Below are 16,288 nucleotides of genomic sequence, written 5' to 3'. Positions count from 1 at the left end.
AGATTCTCATGACCTTCGAGTGGTGGTTCGCTTATCTGCTGACATCAATCATTCTCAGCCTGTCGCCGGGTTCCGGCGCGATTAATACCATGACCACATCCATCAACCACGGCTATCGCGGCGCGGCAGCCTCTATTGCCGGCCTGCAAACCGGATTGGCCATTCATATCGTGCTGGTTGGCGTCGGTCTGGGCACGCTCTTCTCACGCTCGGTACTGGCATTTGAAGTGTTGAAATGGGCGGGCGCGGCTTATCTTATCTGGCTGGGGATCCAGCAATGGCGGGCGGCGGGTTCAATCGATCTGAATACGCTGGCGCGCACTCAAAGCCGCGGTAAGCTCTATAAACGCGCGGTGTTCGTCAATCTGACCAACCCCAAAAGTATCGTCTTCCTCGCCGCGCTGTTTCCCCAGTTCATCGTCCCGCATCAGCCGCAGGTGATGCAGTACCTGGTACTTGGCGTCACCACCATTGTGGTCGATATCATTGTGATGATCGGTTACGCGACGCTGGCGCAGCGCATTGCGGCCTGGATTAAAGGTCCGAAGCAGATGAAGGCGCTGAATAAAGTGTTTGGTTCGCTGTTTATGCTGGTGGGAGCGCTGCTCGCTTCCGCCCGTCATGCCTGAATATAAGCTGGCACAGCGTGTGCCGCAGCATGGAGGAATGCTAATGACTCTGGCAGAAACGTGGCTCGCAGAAGGCAGAGAGAAAGGCATTAAAGAAGGCATCAGAGAAGGCATCAAAGAAGGAAAACTACAGGCCCTTTTACAGGTCGCCGCAGCGATGCTCAATCGCGGCATTGATGACGATGCGATCCTGGAAATGACCGGTTTGACCAGCGATGAGCTACAGCGTCTTCGTCACTAATATCAACCCCACCCGGCAACAAACCGGGCGGGGAATCGCATAACACGTTAACGCGAAATAATCAGATGGATGCCGAAACCGGCAAACAGGGTTCCCGCGATGCCGTCTATCCACTTAGCCATCCGCTGATAGCCGCGGCGCATTTGCGGCAGTGCGAACAGGCTGGCCACGATGGTGAACCACGCCAGCGTTTCAAGAACGATCAGCAGGAAAATCCCCCAGCGCGCGCCGGCGCCAATGTTATCGCCAACGAACAGCGAGAAGACCGAACCAAAGTAGATAATCGCTTTCGGGTTGGCGAGGTTAGTCAGCAGGCCCTTCAGGAAACTGCGCCCGCTACGCGCCAGCTCAACCTGCGGTTCCGCCGCGACAACGTCGGTTTTCTTTAACGCGCCGCGCAGCATTTGATAGCCCATCCAGCACAGATAGAGACCGCCGCCGACCATAATCAACGTATGCAGCCAGGCCATTTTCTCGATAATCAGGTGCAAGCCGAGCAGCGCGACGCCCGCCCAAACCATCACGCCGCCGGTGATCCCCAGCACGCCCATCATCGCCTCTTTGCGCGAACGGCTCACTGCGGTTTGCGAAACGAAGAAAAAATCCGGCCCCGGGCTCATTAGCGCAATGATGTGCACCAGCGCCACGGTGAGGAAAAGCATCAACATGTTTAACTCGCAGGGAAATAGTGAAGAAGGAAACTATTCTGGCACCTTTTCCCGCGGCTGACTACTCATCATCGCCATCGACATGAGCACGTATCAGCGCCATGAATTCTTTACCGAAGCGCTCAAGCTTACGGGTCCCCACGCCGTTGACGCTAAGCATCTCCCCGGCGGTAAGCGGCGACTGTTCGGCCATCTCAATCAGCGTCGCGTCGTTAAACACGACATATGGCGGGATATTCTCCTCGTCGGCGATCGCTTTACGTAATTTACGCAGCTTGGCGAACAGCTTGCGGTCGTAATTGCCGCCGAAGGATTTCTGCATCGCTTTCGGTTTTAGCGCCACGATACGCGGCACGGCGAGCTGCAGCGGGACTTCACCGCGCAGTACGGGACGCGCGGCCTCGGTGAGCTGCAGCGCGGAGTGCTGGGCAATATTCTGCGTCACCAGTCCGAGGTGGATTAACTGGCGAATTACGCTCACCCAGTGCTCGTGGCTCTGCTCGCGACCAATGCCGTACACCGGCAGTTTATCGTGGTTCAGGTCGCGGATACGCTGATTGTTGGCGCCGCGGAGTACTTCAACCACGTAGCCCATCCCGAAGCGTTGATTCACCCGGTAAATAGTTGAAAGCGCCTTACGCGCGTCCATTAAACCATCGTACTGCTTTGGCGGATCAAGACAGATATCACAGTTGCCGCACGGCTCCTGACGCCCTTCGCCAAAATAGTTCAGCAGCACCAGACGGCGACAGGTCTGCGCTTCGGCAAAGGCACCCATCGCATTCAGCTTATGACGTTCAATATCCTGCAGCGGCCCGGCGGGCTTCTCCTCCAGGCAACGGCGCAGCCACGCCATATCCGCCGGATCGTAAAACAGCATCGCTTCCGCCGGCAGCCCGTCACGCCCGGCGCGCCCGGTTTCCTGATAATAGGATTCAATATTGCGCGGGATATCAAAGTGCACCACAAAGCGGACGTTTGGCTTGTTAATGCCCATACCGAAAGCCACCGTCGCCACCACGATCTGCAGATCGTCGCGCTGGAATTTCTCCTGCACATCGGCTCGAATATCATTTTCCAGACCAGCATGGTAGGCCGCAGCGCTGATGCCGCGGCTTTGCAGCCTGGCGGCGGTGTCTTCAACCTTAGAACGGCTGTTGCAGTAGATAATCCCTGATTTACCGCGCTGATCCTGGACGTATCGCATCAACTGATCGAGCGGCTTAAATTTCTCCATCAGCATATAGCGGATATTGGGGCGATCGAAGCTACTAACCTGAATCAGCGGATCGTTAAGTCCCAGCAGGCGAACAATATCGCGACGGGTGGTGTCATCAGCGGTGGCGGTGAGCGCCATAAACGGAATATGCGGCATCCGCTGGCGCAGCTGGCCCAACGCGGCATATTCCGGGCGGAAATCATGGCCCCATTGCGAGATACAGTGCGCCTCATCCACCGCCAGCATCGCTAAGTTCCAGTGGCTCAGATGCTCCAGAAAGTTATCCAGCATCAGGCGTTCCGGCGCGATATACAGCAGACGAATCTGCCCGCTGCGGCAGCCCGCCATCACCTCTTGCTGCTGCTCGCGGCTCTGCGTCGAGTTAAGACAGGCCGCGGCGACGCCGTTTGCCAGCAGCTGATCGACCTGGTCTTTCATCAGCGAAATCAGCGGCGACACGACAACCGTCAGGCCGCCGAGGACCAATGCAGGTACCTGGTAGCACAGCGATTTACCGCCGCCGGTCGGCATCACCACCAGGCAATCGCGGCCTTCCAGCGCCGTGGCGATAATCGATTCCTGGCCCGGGCGGAACTGCTGGTAGCCGAAGGTCTCTTGTAAAACCTGCTTAGCCAGCGATTCCTGATTTAATACTTCCGCCTGTGCCACGTTGACCCCATTCGCCTGAAAAGAAAACAGGCGCTATTTTCAGCGCCTGAGAGCCAGAGTGCAACGATTAAAACAGATCGTTGAGCATCACGCCGACGCCGACGCGCGTCTGATTGAAGTTATAGTCGATGAGCGACTCGCCATAACCGCTGTACACCTGAGTATAGGCGCGCACGTGCTTGGTAATAGGGTAACTGACCCCGATTTCCGCGCCGCCGTAGCCGGTATTCCAGTTATATTGCCCCTGAGCGCTAAAAATAGCCTCCCCCAGTTGGTAGCCAATCTTCAGGCGGTAGTAACCCATGTATTTGGTGATATCGGGGTTATCATCGGTACTGCCGACCACATACCACGGCTTCACTTCAACCAGCCAGTTACCGTTTTGCGCCATCAGGCGAGTATACAGGCGGTTCCAGCTACGTGACGTTGGATCGGAACGGCCATTGGAATCGTGGTTATAGCCGACTTCGATATCGCGCAAAGTCCAGCCGGCAAACTCATAATCCGTCGCGAAGCCAAGGAAGAGCTGAGGCTCGTAGTTGGTTTCGCGAAACGGCGCCGAGCCTTTACTGTTAGAGAGCTGCCACCAGGATTTTTGCGTATAGGAGGCGCCAAGCAGCGAATTATCGCCAAGGATGCCGCGCCATAACGGGAATGCCAGGCTGAGCTGGAACTTCACCTCATCCTTACGCGCGTCATCGGCCCAGTCGTAACTGCGGATGGCCTCTTTATTGAGATCGCTGGTCCACGTATAGAGCAGATAGTTGCTCTCATAAGGATAAAGCAGGAACGGATTATCATGGTCCTGCAGCAGGTTGGCGATAATGCTGCCCCGCACCGCGGGTTTGTCATGAACGGCTTGATTAAGCGGCGCGTCCTGCGCCAGAACGCTGGCCGGCAGCGCGCTAAGCGCCAGCAGCCAGGTCAAAGAGATACGCATTACTGTTCTCCTGAAGAAGGGTTCTTATTAATGTTTTGTCCTGCCGCCATTCTACCTGTTTATCCGCCTCCCGCTGCGTTATCGCCTCCGAAAGTGGAAATCAATATTTTTGAAGCATAAAATCAACATTTCATTAACGAAATGGACCTCTGCTATGTCTGAACTGACCGCCGCCGCCGCGCTAAAGCTGGTGGGAGAGATTTTTGTTTATCACATGCCTTTTAACCGTGCGCTGGGGCTTGAGCTGGAACGTTATGAAAAAGAGTTTGCCCAGCTCAGCTTTAATAATCAGCCGATGATGGTAGGCAATTGGGCGCAGAGTATTCTGCACGGCGGCGTTATCGCCTCTGCGCTGGATGTCGCCGCTGGACTGGTCTGCGTCGGCAGCACCCTGACTCGCCATGACACTATCAATGAAGAAGAGCTGCGCCAGCGCCTCTCGCGGATGGGAACTATCGATTTGCGCGTCGATTACTTACGCCCTGGCCGCGGCGAGCGTTTTACCGCCACCAGCAGCCTGCTGCGCGCCGGAAACAAAGTCGCCGTAGCCCGCGTCGAGTTGCATAACGAAGAGCAGGTTTATATCGCCAGCGCCACGGCTACCTATATGGTGGGTTGATTGCCGCAGATCGAGTAACATCACTCTTTTTGGCAATGGATTATACCAATGGACGCAAAACAAACGCGGCTGGGCGTTATGCTGGCGCTGGCCGCCTACTTTATCTGGGGTATCGCGCCGGCGTACTTCAAACTTATTTACTACGTTCCCGCCGATGAAATCCTGACGCATCGCGTGATCTGGTCTTTCTTTTTCATGGTGGCGCTCATCAGCGTCAGCCGCCAGTGGCCGCAGGTAAAAAAACTGCTAAAAACCCCGCGCAAGATCTTCCTGCTGGCGCTCTCTGCGGTGCTGGTCGGCGGCAACTGGTTGCTCTTTATCTGGGCAGTCAATAACCACCATATGCTGGAAGCTAGCCTCGGCTACTTCATTAACCCGCTGGTGAATATTCTGTTGGGAATGATTTTCCTCGGCGAACGCTTTCGCCGTCTACAGTGGTTGGCGGTGATCCTCGCTTTTTGCGGCGTGCTGGTGCAACTTTGGACCTTCGGTTCACTGCCGGTAATCGGCCTTGGGCTAGCCTTCAGCTTTGCCTTCTACGGACTGGTACGTAAGAAAATCGCCGTCGATGCGCAGACCGGTATGCTGGTGGAAACGCTATGGCTGCTGCCAGTGGCGGCGATCTGGCTTTTCGGCATTACCGATAGCCCAACCAGCCATATGGGAGACAACCCCTGGTCGCTCAATTTACTGCTAATGGCAGCGGGTGTGGTAACCACCATCCCCCTGCTTTGCTTCACCGGCGCGGCGACCCGCCTGCGCTTGTCGACGTTGGGCTTTTTCCAGTACATCGGCCCGACGCTGATGTTCCTGCTGGCGGTAACGTTCTACGGTGAAGTGCCGGGCACGGATAAAATGGTCACCTTCGCCTTTATCTGGGTGGCGCTGGCGATATTCGTGATGGATGCGGTATATACGCAAAGAAGGGGGCGTCGGGGATAGGATATTACCCGATGTCGGCTACGCCTTATCCGGCCTACAAAAGCACAACACGTAGGCCCGGATAAGCGAAGCGCATCCGGCACAACAACTACAGCCAGTTTTTACGCTTGAAGTAGAGATACGGCGCCAGGCCGGCCAACATCATAAACACGATGGCTCCCGGATAACCAAAGCTCCAGTGGAGTTCCGGCATAAACTCAAAGTTCATCCCATAGCTGGACGCCACCAGCGTCGGCGGCAGGAACACGACCGAAACCACCGAGAAGATCTTGATAATGCGGTTCTGCTCGATGTTGATAAAGCCCATCGCCGCCTGCATCAGGAAGTTCACCTTCTGGAACAGCGATTCGTTGTGCGGCAGCAGGGATTCGATATCTCGCAGGATCTCTCGCGCCTGTTCCAGCTGGCCTGCCGGCAGGCGCGCCTTGCGCACGAGGAAGTTTAGCGCGCGCTGGGTATCCATCAGACAGAGACGTACTTTCCAGCCGATATCTTCCAGTTCCGCCAGCGTCGACAGCGCTTCGTCGTACTCGTCGCCCTGGTGGCCTTCCATAATCACGCGGCTCAGCTTTTCCAGGTCGCTGTAGATGTTTTCTATCTCATCCGCCAGCTGTTCGATTTTGGTCTCGAACAGATCTAACAGCAGCTCGTAGGCGTTGCCATCAATCAGCGTCTGGTTACGCACGCGCATGCGGTACAGGCGAAAAGCGGGTAGTTCACGCTCGCGCAGGGTAAACAGGCGGCCTTCGCGGATGGTAAACGCCACGGTTGAGTTACCGGCGTGATCGTCAGCATCTTCGAAAAAGAAAAAGGAGTGGATGTGTAAACCATCTTCGTCTTCAAAGAAACGCGCTGACGCTTCGATGTCTTCCAGTTCCGGGCGCGTCGCCAGGTTCTGGCCTAACTCCGTTTGCACACGGCTACGTTCATCATCGTCAGGCTCGACCAGGTCGACCCACACCGAGCTGGCAAGATGCTTGATCTCATCGGCCTCAAGGCGCGTTAAACGATTATTTTCCAGTTGAAATGCGCTCAGCATGACCGGGACTCCCAATACAAAAAATTTATCGGACAGTTCGATGGGCACACAGAAACTATTTGGGTTTCAGACCATTAAGCCTGACTCAGAGCGACGGGAATAGGACGGGTCGCCGACAACCGCTAAGGCTATCGGCATAAGGGGATAGCCTTAGGAGTTGTTCCTGAATGACAGGAAGTTGAGCCAGCATCTACTGGGTGTGTCCAAGGCGAATGTCCTCTTAGCGTAATCGTGCGCGCATGTTACGCCAGCGCCAAAACGGCGTCAACACGCAAGGGAACGCTAAAGAGCAAATCCTGCCCTTTAGCATATAAGGCTAGCAGATTATTACAAAAAAATTATATTTTTCTTAAAGTTACACCGTTTCCAGGCGTGCGTAGGCGGCGACCAGCCATTTAATTCCCTGCCCCTGAAAAGCCACCTGCAGCCGGCTATGCTCACCGCTGCCCTCAAGGTTGACGATGGTGCCTTCACCGAACTTCGGATGCCGCACTCGTTGGCCCAGCTTATAGCCGGTATCGTTCTCCGCCACCGGGGTACCGAGACGCTGATGGTTAACCGGGCGGCTCACCGTCGCTCGCAGCCGCACCTCTTCCACGCACTCTTCCGGCAGCTCGCCGATAAAGCGCGATGGGCGATGGTAAACCTCTTTACCGTACAAACGGCGGGTTTCGGCGTAGGTCAGCGTCAGTTTTTGCATCGCGCGCGTCACGCCGACGTAGGCCAGACGACGCTCTTCCTCCAGACGACCGCCCTCATCAAGCGCCATCTGGCTCGGGAACATCCCTTCTTCAACGCCGACAATAAACACCTGCGGGAACTCCAGCCCTTTCGCCGAGTGCAGAGTCATCAGCTGTACCGCATCCTGCCAGGTATCCGCCTGCCCTTCGCCCGCTTCCAGCGCGGCGTGGGAGAGGAACGCCTGCAGCGGCATCAGATCTTCATCTTCTTCGTTGTAGCTGAACTGGCGCGTCGCCGTCACCAGTTCCTCTAAGTTTTCGATACGGGTCTGGCCCTTCTCGCCTTTTTCCTGCTCGTACATCATACGCAGGCCGGAATCTTTAATGACCCGGTCAGTCTGGACATGTAGCGGCATATCGGCGGTTTCCTGCGCCAGCGCGTCGATAAGCTCCATAAAGCGCTGCAGAGCGCTGGCAGCACGGCCTGCCAGCACTTTCTCTTTCAGCAGCTCGCGGCAGGCCTGCCACAGCGTCAGCTGACGATCGCGCGAGGTCTGGCGCACCACATCCAGGGTCCGATCGCCGATGCCGCGGGTAGGCGTATTGACCACACGCTCAAACGCCGCGTCGTCGTTGCGGTTGGCAATCAGGCGCAGATAAGAGAGCGCATCTTTGATTTCCTGACGTTCGAAGAAGCGCATGCCGCCGTAGATACGGTAAGGCATGCTGGCCTGCAGCAGCGCCTCTTCCAGCACGCGCGACTGGGCGTTGCTACGGTAGAGAATGGCGCACTGCTCCAGCGCCCCGCCGTTCTCCTGCCAGGTTTTAATTCGGTTAACCACGAAACGCGCTTCATCAAGATCGTTGAAGGCGCAGTACAGCGAAATGGGCTCGCCGTCGGCGCCGTCGGTCCACAGTTTTTTGCCCAGCCGCCCGTTGTTGTTTTCAATCAGGGCGTTGGCGGCGCTGAGAATATTGCTGGTTGAACGATAGTTCTGCTCCAGACGAATAGTTTCCGCGCCCGGGAAGTCATTCAGGAAGCGCTGAATGTTTTCGACCTGCGCGCCGCGCCAGCCGTAAATCGACTGGTCATCATCGCCGACAATCATAACTTTGCCGGTATCGCCCGCCAGCAGGCGGATCCAGGCATACTGAATGTTGTTGGTATCCTGGAATTCGTCAACGAGAATATTGGTGAAGCGCTCGCGGTAGTGCTGCAGGATATGCGGTTTGTTCAGCCACAGTTCGTGCGCGCGCAGCAACAGCTCGGCGAAGTCCACCAGCCCGGCGCGATCGCAGGCTTCCTGATAGGCCTGATACACCTTCTGCCAGGTCTGTTCGACCGGGTTGCCGTAGCTCTGAATATGGTGCGGGCGCAGCCCTTCATCTTTTTGGCTGTTGATGTACCACATCGCCTGACGCGGCGGCCATTGCTTCTCATCCAGATTCATCGCCTTAATCAGGCGCTTCAGCAGGCGCAGCTGATCTTCGCTATCGAGGATTTGGAAATCCTGCGGCAGGTTGGCATCCAGATGATGGGCGCGTAGCAGGCGATGGGCCAGGCCGTGGAAGGTGCCGACCCACATACCGCCCTGGGTGGTGCCCATCAGTTGGCCGATACGGTGGCGCATCTCCGCCGCCGCTTTGTTGGTAAAGGTCACCGCCATAATGGAATACGGCGAGCAGTTTTCCACGCTCAGCAGCCAGGCGATACGGTGCACCAGTACGCGCGTCTTACCACTGCCCGCCCCTGCCAGAACCAGCATATTGGTGCGCGAGGCCGCTACGGCTTCACGCTGTTTGTCATTAAGGCTGTCGAGCAGGTAAGAAACGTCCATTGGCACCGCCGGAAGAGAAGGGGTTCCACGAACCCCTGTTAATATATACAGAGTTACTGGTGATTATATCAGCGAGGTCAGAGATGCCAACCGTGAAATTTCAATATGCGGCAGCAGGCGGCTATCGGCGGTTTTCATCAACGAGGCGTTCTCCGGCTTGATCCAGCAGGCCTGCATTCCACAGCGAATAGCGCCCGCCACGTCGGTGGTCAGATCATCGCCGACATGCAGAATCTGCCCGAGCGGCAAATCCAGACGCTCCGCCGCCAGATGGTACATATCGGCAAACGGCTTGGAGCGGCCATCCGGACCTGCGCGCAGCACGAAACGGAAATAGTCATTCAGCCCGAACAGTTCTGGCTGAGCGTTACCGTTGGTGATAGCCACCAGCGGCCATTTCTGCGCCAGCTTCGCCAGCGTATCGTGCGTCTCCTGCGGCACATCGACGCGGCTGCGCCAGTGGGCGAAATTTTCCATCGCCGCATCGGCGCCGGCTTTCGCCTCGGCGGCGGAGAGCCCGGCATTACGCATCCCTAACTCCAGCGCGCGGTGGCGCCAGACGGTGACATCGTGATAAATCTCGGGTTCTGAGGTCAATAACGTTTGGCGCAGGCGGTTGAGATCGCTTGCATCAAACTGGCTCAGCGCCGGATGGTAATTACGCACAAATGTCAGCGATTCATGCATCGTCCGGTCAATCACCGGGCGGTTATCGTAAAGGGTGTCATCCAGGTCGAACGTCAGCGCGGAGATCGGGCCCAGAGGTCGGTAAAAACGCATTATTTCCCCCGTTTAGCGCGCGGATGCGCGGCATCGTACACCGAGGCAAGGTGTTGAAAATCGAGATGGGTATAGATTTGGGTGGTGGAGAGATTGGCATGCCCCAGCAGCTCCTGCACGCCGCGTAGATCGCCGCTCGACTCCAGCATATGCGTCGCGAAAGAGTGCCGCAGCTTATGCGGATGCACGTGGCTATTGAGCCCTTGCTTTATGCCCCACTCGGCAAACCGCTTCTGCACGTTGCGCGCTGAAATGCGCTTACCCAGCTTCGACAAGAACAGCGCATCGTCATCGCCGCCGAACAGGCCGCGCAAATCCAGCCAGTGTTCGATCCACGCCACCGCGTTGCGTCCAATTGGCAGGCGGCGCTCTTTGCTGCCTTTCCCCATCACCCACACTTCCCCTGACTCCAGGTCAAGGTGCTTAATATCAAGGTTAACTAACTCAGAAAGACGCAGCCCCGCGCCGTACATCACTTCCAGCATCGCCCGGTCGCGCACCGCGAGCGGGTCGTTGAGGTCGATATCCAGTAGCCGATTCACATCATCAACGTCGATATTTTTCGGCAAATGGCGGGGGATCTTCGGCGCCGCAATCCCTTTCGCCGGGTTAGCGGCCAGCTCGCCCTGGCTGACCATCCAGTCGAAAAAGCTGCGCAGGGCGGAAAGCCGCAGCGCCAGACTCGCCGGGCCTAAGCCCGCACGGCGGCTACGCACCGCAAAGCTACGTACCTGAGCGGCGTCACACTGCTGCCAGCTTTTTAAGCCAGCATCATCCGCCAGCGCGATCAGCGCTTCCAGCTGACGCTGGTAGTTAGTGAGCGTAATCGGGCTAAGCTGGCGCTCAACGCCGAGATAGCGCAGGAAGCGGTCGACGCAGGCGAATAGCGGGGAGTCGGTCATGCGCGTTCAATCCAGCGCTCCAGCAGGCCGGGCAGCATGCGCGCAATCTCCTGCAGTAGCTGTGTTCCCTGGCCTTGCTGATAATGTTGTGGATCGCGGCTGCTGAAGAACATCACCCCCGGCGCGTCATCATCGCCCAGTAGCGACATCGCCACCGAGCCGATAGCTTTCGCATCCGGCAGCACCACCAGCAGCTCTGGCCCGTTTAGCGGACCAAGATAGTGACGTGCCTGGCCCAGCCGCTGAATACGAATGGGTTCGAACGCCTGCCGGCTCAACGCCAGATGGGTGAATTTAGACGGCGCGCCGAGATGCCAGCTGTCCGGAAACAGGCGCACCGTTGCGCCCGCCAGGCCAAGCTCGCGCGCCCAACGATGAAAGCGGTTGAGCATTTCATCCAGGCTATCGGCGGACGCCAGCCGCGTCTGCAGATGGAACAGGCGCTGAAACAGGCTTTGATTGGCCGTCGCCTGTTCCATCAGCAGCGTCATATTCTCTTCCAGCACGTTGATATGGTTACGCGCCCGCAGCATATGCCACTCTACCAGCGAGATGGTGCCGCGCACCGGATGCGGGACGCGGATATGCTCAACCTGCGCCGCATTACGAATAAAGAACTCAGGATTTTGCAGCAGATATTCTACTACCGCGCTGTCGTCGAGCGCTGTGGCGAGTTCCTGCTGTTCTTCCCCGATCTGTTTCATAGATGAATAAATCCGTCGTAGACGTGTGCCGCCGGGCCAGTCATATACAACGGTTGACCCGGACCTTTCCAGGCGATGTCGAGACGCCCGCCTGGCAATTCCACGCGTACCTCTTCGGCGAGTAACCCCTGTTGGATACCGACTGCCACCGCCGCACAGGCGCCGCTGCCGCAGGCCTGCGTTTCGCCTGCGCCGCGTTCATAGACGCGCAGACGAATATGGGAGCGTTCCACTACCTGCATAAAACCGATATTGGCGCGTTCCGGAAAACGTTCGTGGCTTTCCATTACCGGACCGAGGGTTTCAACCGCGGCGGTGTCCACGTTATCGACCTGAATCACGCAGTGCGGGTTGCCCATTGAGACGACGCCGCACAATATTGTCTGTTCAGCCGCGCGCATAATATAGGTCTTTTCCGCTTTGTTAGCGCGGAACGGGACCTGAGACGGCTCGAAATTCGGCTCGCCCATGTTAACGCGCACCAGATCATCTTCCGTTACGCTTAATACCATACGCCCGTTAGCGGTGCTCACGCGGATATCACGTTTATTGGTCAGGCCTTTTAAACGGACAAAGCGGGCGAAGCAGCGCGCGCCGTTGCCGCACTGCGAGACTTCGCTACCGTCAGCATTGAAGATACGGTAGTGGAAGTCCAGATCGGGATCGTACGGCGGCTCGACAACCAACAGCTGGTCGAAACCGACGCCAAGATGCCGATCCGCAAGGCGACGAATCAGCTCCGGTGAGAAGAAAACATTCTGCGTTACCGCATCAACAACCATGAAGTCGTTGCCGAGGCCATGCATTTTAGAGAACTGCATTATCTACTCCAATTGCGCGGAACAGAACGTTATCGTTAATAGTTAACCTGGGTCGGACCGCCATTATCGCCGCGATCGTTACGATCCGGCGTCGCGCTCTGAATGCCTGGGTTAACCGGCTTGGTCGGCGGCGGCGCGGTTTTGTCTGCCGGCGGGAAATACAGCGGCCCTTTCAAACCGCAGCCGGTCAGGCTGAAGATTGCAAACAGAACGGCAAGCGTGGGTAAAACGTTTTTCATTGATAGTTGCCCATGATTCATTCGTTACTGCTTTCTATCATCGCAGGAGAAGACGTAAAAGCAAGCGTTTAGCATCTGACTGCGCGCGCTTTTGTTTCGCGCTATACTGCGGCCATCTTCAAAAAAGCAGGATAGAACCATGAACGACAGTGAATTCCATCGCCTGGCCGACAGCCTGTGGATGACCATCGAAGAACGTCTGGACGACTGGGACGGCGACAGCGATATCGACTGCGAAATCAACGGCGGCGTGCTGACCATCAGCTTCGAAAATGGCAGTAAGATCATTATTAACCGTCAGGAGCCACTGCATCAGGTTTGGCTGGCGACCAAGCAAGGCGGCTATCACTTCGATCTGCAAGGCGACGAGTGGATCTGCGATCGTAGCGGCGAACGCTTCTGGGATCTGCTGGAGCAGGCGGCGAGCAATCAGGCCGGCGAGACGGTGAGCTTCCGTTAATGGCGTCTTTCCCGGATGGCGGCGCATTGCGCCTTATCCGGGGCAAATCTACGAGTAGCGCTGCTGCAGCACCGGTGAGGCGACCGCTTCCTGGCCCGGCGGCACCGCGGCGGCAATCGCCTGACTGCGGAACGGGATCACCTGCGTGCGTCCGTCAACTTCGACTATCTGATAGAACTGCGGCAGGTTGAAGTTAATGAAGCTTGAGCCGTAGGTGAAGCGATCGTGCGATGACGAGTAGAAGCGGCTGACGTCGCGCACCAGCTCTTCTTTGCTGCCCTCGCAGTGGTGATAGACCTCTGCGCGGTTGCTTTCGTCGAGTATGTAGATGTTAAAGCCGCTGTCATTGTTATCCGCATCTTCAAAGAAGAATTGAATTATCCCTTCGCTGGCGAAGCCATCCACCACCGCCGGCAGCTTAACGTGATTGGTTTCTACCTGTACCGACAGGCCGTGGAGCTTGTTGTGCGAGATAGCGCCGTAGAACTCAATGGCGTTTTCCAGCTTCTGCACCGAAACGTTCAGGCGCTCGAAGAACAGGCCCCAGGTCTGGCCGGAGACGCGCAGCGCTTTGAAGCGCCCGGTATCCTGACGGGTACTGGAGAGACGCAGTTCGATGCACTCGGAGACCATCTGCTGCACGCGGGTGCGGATAAGGCCGCGCAGGTGCTGGCTATAGCAGAACACCTCCACGCTATCCGGCGGCGCGGCGTCCTGATGCATTTTGCCGAGAATAGTTTTCAGCGCTTCGATCATCGCCTGCTCGCCGTTAAAGTGCAGCGTGCGCACTTCGTTCCACGAGTTGCGATACAGCAGGTCGACGCTGCCAATCAGGCATTTTTGCTCTTCGCCGAAGCTGAAAACGTCGAGCTTACGGAAGTCGAAATGCACCACCTGATTACGGAATGCCGCCGTCGGGTCATATTCGAGGTTGACGATAATCGCCAGGTGGCGAATTTCGCACGGGCTGTACAGCGCTTTTGGCGTCGGCGCCGGCAGGCGCAGCGGGAAGTGGTGCGACACGTCGGCCACCATCTCCTGCAGCTTCGGCAAATCGACGATACCGTTGCCCTTAATAAACAGACGGGTGCGTGAGGTCAGCAGGCCGTTAAACCAGGCCCAGGCCACCAGCTTATTAAGGTAACGGTTATATTCCAGCGGCTGATGGCTGATGATCGATTCCATATCCGGCGCGCGGTTATACAGATACCAACCGGTACGGTTAGCGCGGCCCGGCGGCACGTGGATAAAGGTCAGATTCGGTTCCGACAGGTCCGGTGAAATTTGCGGGTTCACCAGGGTGACCTTGCCCGGCAGGGCTTCAAAGGCCGCATACAGCTTACGCGTCAGTACGCCGATATCCTGCGGGCTGGCGGAGACGCTGAGATTATTGCGCCGGGCGAAACGGATCAGATTACGATAACTCTGCATCATCGCATCGAGCAGTTCGTTGTGCGCTTTGCGCACTTCATCAATTTTCCAGTTAGCGCGGTTATCAAGCATCATCAGACGCTTTTCATCCCAGCCCCACTCTTTCACCAGCTGGCTGACGACTTCACGACGCCAGCCCACGCAGGCGCGCTCGCGGCTGAGTTTTTCACAGACTTTCAGGTAGAAGCAGCGGCGTACCAGATCGAGACGGGTGTCGTCTTCGATAGCCTGCAGATAGGCGGTAACGCGCTCCAGCATCATGCAGTAGGGGTCGAGACCGAACGAGACAATCTCGCCATCGTGCAGGCGCTGTTTAATATCTTTCGCCAACAGGCGGTTGTTGGGGTATTCCCAGGAGTAGGCTTCCAGCAGCAGCGTTTTCAGCACCGCTTTATACGGGGAGTCGATACTCTTATACAGCTGCCACAGGCTGGCGCCGAAGTACTCTTCCGCCGACAGCGAACTGAGGCCGCCGAGATCGAGCCATTCGTTTGGCGTCAGCACGCCCTTGGCATACAGCCCCATCACGTAATCATCGTAATGGTCTTCTTCATCGCCCGGCACCATATTCCACAGAATACGTTTCCCGGCGAGACGCACGGCGGTGCGGTAAAATTCATCGAGCAACAAAATATGCTGGGTCGAACCGCAGTCTTCGCCGCCGAGGCTGCCGCTTTCGTTATGGCGGAAGCGGTTTTCGTCGATCAGGAAGAAACTGACCTCGACGCCGAGCGACGCCGCCCAGCTTTCAAGCAGGCTGCATTTACGCTGCAGCAGCTGGCGTTCTTCGTTATCCAGCCAGGCCTGATGGCATACCCAGATATCCAGATCGGAAGAGCAGCTTTGCCCAACGGAGGAGGTACTGCCCATCGAATAAACGCCGGTAATCGGCAGTTCGCCTTTCGGCGGCTCCTGCGTCAGCAGGCCACGGTGCAGTTCGAGTTCGTCAAGGTAGTGGCGTTGGGTTTCATCAGGCGTGTAGAGGCAAATGCCGCGGGGAACGTTACCGTCAAGGTAACCCGGCATCAGCGGGTGATGATAATGTAGTAATGTCGGCAGAAGACTGTAAACCTGCTGGAAAGCGGGTCCCATGGCAGCAAGCGCGCGATCCACGCGCAGTTGGTTGATGGCATCCAGTCTCTGTTTCAGTGTCTCAATATAGAGGTACAAGACATATCGCCTGATGTTCAAAAATCCGACGTACAATAGTACGGAGGATTTCAGTATTTCAACAAGAACCGTCACCATTCGTCATCGGTGTGGTTGTGATGAACTGCTGGCTGACAAATGGTTTAAAACGTGATCAATTTAACACCTTGCTGTTTGACCGTAAAGAAAGATGCGCTACATACAAGTGTAGCACCGTTTGCCGGGTGTAAATTCCCCACTACGCTTGCGGCAACCGCAGCCGCATGAAACGCTAAAGGACATCGTGCCAGCATCCCACATTAACCGTGAAACTAACAT

At 56.8% G+C, this 16,288-nt stretch carries 16 protein-coding genes and 1 pseudogene; 5 read left to right on the top strand and 12 right to left on the bottom strand.

Annotated elements, in window-relative coordinates:
- Positions 1 to 8 precede the first annotated feature (8 nt).
- Together rhtB and PGR09_RS23190 are read left to right on the top strand one after the other, a co-directional pair.
- Entirely contained in the window at positions 9 to 629 is a 621-nt protein-coding gene (gene rhtB / locus PGR09_RS23195; protein ID WP_015368855.1) for a homoserine/homoserine lactone efflux protein, read from the top strand.
- Position 630: 1 nt separating this feature from the next.
- Positions 631 to 870 (top strand): annotated as a pseudogene (locus PGR09_RS23190) (ISNCY family transposase); the annotation flags it as partial.
- Positions 871 to 917: 47 nt separating this feature from the next.
- Here the strand turns inward: PGR09_RS23190 and rhtC are convergent.
- From rhtC to pldA, 3 genes are all read right to left on the bottom strand, one after another.
- On the bottom strand, positions 918 to 1,538 hold the full coding sequence (gene rhtC / locus PGR09_RS23185) for a threonine export protein RhtC (protein WP_045395590.1): 621 nt from the start codon (positions 1,536 to 1,538) through the stop codon (positions 918 to 920).
- Positions 1,539 to 1,599: 61 nt separating this feature from the next.
- Positions 1,600 to 3,426: an ATP-dependent DNA helicase RecQ gene (gene recQ / locus PGR09_RS23180; RefSeq protein WP_015368858.1), complete on the bottom strand. Its 1,827-nt coding sequence runs from the start codon at positions 3,424 to 3,426 to the stop codon at positions 1,600 to 1,602.
- A 67-nt stretch (positions 3,427 to 3,493) separates the two neighbouring features.
- On the bottom strand, positions 3,494 to 4,366 hold the full coding sequence (gene pldA / locus PGR09_RS23175; protein ID WP_045389277.1) for a phospholipase A: 873 nt from the start codon (positions 4,364 to 4,366) through the stop codon (positions 3,494 to 3,496).
- A gap of 154 nt (positions 4,367 to 4,520) precedes the next feature.
- Between pldA and yigI the strand changes: the two genes are divergently transcribed.
- A complete protein-coding gene (yigI, locus tag PGR09_RS23170; protein ID WP_004097567.1) occupies positions 4,521 to 4,985 on the top strand; it encodes an acyl-CoA thioesterase YigI in 465 nt (154 codons plus the stop codon).
- A gap of 48 nt (positions 4,986 to 5,033) precedes the next feature.
- Positions 5,034 to 5,927: an EamA family transporter RarD gene (gene rarD / locus PGR09_RS23165; RefSeq protein WP_045389280.1), complete on the top strand. Its 894-nt coding sequence runs from the start codon at positions 5,034 to 5,036 to the stop codon at positions 5,925 to 5,927.
- A gap of 88 nt (positions 5,928 to 6,015) precedes the next feature.
- Here the strand turns inward: rarD and corA are convergent, their stop codons facing one another.
- From corA to lptM, 8 genes are all read right to left on the bottom strand, one after another.
- Positions 6,016 to 6,966: a magnesium/cobalt transporter CorA gene (corA, locus tag PGR09_RS23160; protein ID WP_045389308.1), complete on the bottom strand. Its 951-nt coding sequence runs from the start codon at positions 6,964 to 6,966 to the stop codon at positions 6,016 to 6,018.
- A 150-nt stretch (positions 6,967 to 7,116) separates the two neighbouring features.
- Complete coding sequence (gene ysgD, locus PGR09_RS23155; RefSeq protein WP_349815745.1) at positions 7,117 to 7,173, bottom strand: YsgD/CorL family protein; 57 nt, start codon at positions 7,171 to 7,173, stop codon at positions 7,117 to 7,119.
- A gap of 148 nt (positions 7,174 to 7,321) precedes the next feature.
- The gene (gene uvrD / locus PGR09_RS23150; RefSeq protein ID WP_032709535.1) at positions 7,322 to 9,484 is read right to left on the bottom strand and encodes a DNA helicase II; all 2,163 of its coding nucleotides are present in this window, start codon (positions 9,482 to 9,484) and stop codon (positions 7,322 to 7,324) included.
- A 63-nt stretch (positions 9,485 to 9,547) separates the two neighbouring features.
- Positions 9,548 to 10,264, bottom strand: a complete 717-nt coding sequence (gene yigB, locus PGR09_RS23145; protein ID WP_320483031.1) for a 5-amino-6-(5-phospho-D-ribitylamino)uracil phosphatase YigB — start codon at positions 10,262 to 10,264, stop codon at positions 9,548 to 9,550.
- Positions 10,264 to 11,166, bottom strand: a complete 903-nt coding sequence (gene xerC / locus PGR09_RS23140) for a tyrosine recombinase XerC (protein ID WP_045395583.1) — start codon at positions 11,164 to 11,166, stop codon at positions 10,264 to 10,266. Before xerC ends, yigB begins: the two co-directional genes overlap by 1 nt.
- On the bottom strand, positions 11,163 to 11,870 hold the full coding sequence (locus PGR09_RS23135) for a DUF484 domain-containing protein (protein WP_045395581.1): 708 nt from the start codon (positions 11,868 to 11,870) through the stop codon (positions 11,163 to 11,165). The genes xerC and PGR09_RS23135 overlap by 4 nt, the downstream gene beginning before the upstream one ends.
- Complete coding sequence (gene dapF / locus PGR09_RS23130) at positions 11,867 to 12,691, bottom strand: diaminopimelate epimerase (protein ID WP_032713809.1); 825 nt, start codon at positions 12,689 to 12,691, stop codon at positions 11,867 to 11,869. Before dapF ends, PGR09_RS23135 begins: the two co-directional genes overlap by 4 nt.
- Positions 12,692 to 12,726: 35 nt before the next feature.
- Complete coding sequence (lptM, locus tag PGR09_RS23125; protein WP_020077593.1) at positions 12,727 to 12,930, bottom strand: LPS translocon maturation chaperone LptM; 204 nt, start codon at positions 12,928 to 12,930, stop codon at positions 12,727 to 12,729.
- A gap of 139 nt (positions 12,931 to 13,069) precedes the next feature.
- On the opposite strand from lptM, the gene cyaY reads away from it, so the two are divergent.
- Positions 13,070 to 13,390, top strand: a complete 321-nt coding sequence (gene cyaY / locus PGR09_RS23120) for an iron donor protein CyaY (protein WP_015368867.1) — start codon at positions 13,070 to 13,072, stop codon at positions 13,388 to 13,390.
- Positions 13,391 to 13,438: 48 nt separating this feature from the next.
- Here cyaY and cyaA read toward each other — a convergent pair whose 3' ends face one another.
- Positions 13,439 to 15,991, bottom strand: a complete 2,553-nt coding sequence (gene cyaA / locus PGR09_RS23115; protein WP_348877221.1) for a class I adenylate cyclase — start codon at positions 15,989 to 15,991, stop codon at positions 13,439 to 13,441.
- Positions 15,992 to 16,288 lie beyond the last annotated feature (297 nt).

The sequence above is a fragment of the Klebsiella sp. 141251 genome (assembly GCF_050600725.1).
GTDB lineage: Bacteria > Pseudomonadota > Gammaproteobacteria > Enterobacterales > Enterobacteriaceae > Klebsiella > Klebsiella aerogenes.
This window is presented reverse-complemented; position numbering and strand designations above follow the sequence as displayed.